1 protein-coding gene is annotated in these 634 nt (G+C 68.6%); it reads right to left on the bottom strand.

Features of this window, described 5'->3' with window-relative positions:
* A partial coding sequence (locus DVK07_RS23965) for a fibronectin type III domain-containing protein (RefSeq protein WP_233565563.1) occupies positions 1–634 on the bottom strand: 634 nt, incomplete at both ends.

The following is a 634-nucleotide window of genomic DNA, read 5'->3' as shown; positions in this document are numbered from 1 at the left end:
CTCGTCGCGAACGTCTGTCACCGAGAGGTTCGTCGGCGTCGGGAGTGTCGCCATCGCCGACGCCTCGTTCGACGGCCCGGACGAGGAGCCACCCTCGACCGACACGAGCGCGTAGTGGTAGGTCGTGCCGTTCAGCAGTCCCGTGTCGGAGTAGGACTCGACGCCCGCTGAAACCGTATCGATGGGCGTCCCGGACACGTCGACGCCCGCGCTCTGCGAGCGGTATATCTCGACCGTCCCGCTGAAGTTCGCCGGGTCAGACCACGACAGGTCGATGCGTTCGTCACCAACCGCCGTAGCGGTGACACTCGTCGGCGAGACGAGATATGATATCGTTATCTGCGCGTTCTGTCCGAACGACTGGCTTGACGCCCCTCGCTGGTTGGCGTCAACAACGTCAAGCCCGTTATCGTAGTTCGAGCCGCCGCCGCCGCCCGCTGAGCCGTAAGATGCTCCACCGGCGCCGCCGCCACCGCCGTAGTATCCGCCACCGCCACCGCCGCCGCCGGGGAACCCGCCGCCGCCGCTGCCTCCATTGAACGCCGACCCGTCATATCCGTCATCTGCGCTGCCGCCCCCGCCCTCTGCTGTCGCGCCGCCGCCGCCGCCGGAGGTCTGGGAGCCGCCTCCGCCG

This window comes from Halorubrum sp. Atlit-26R (genome assembly GCF_003666015.1).
In the GTDB taxonomy this organism is placed as follows: Archaea; Halobacteriota; Halobacteria; order Halobacteriales; family Haloferacaceae; genus Halorubrum.
This window is presented reverse-complemented; position numbering and strand designations above follow the sequence as displayed.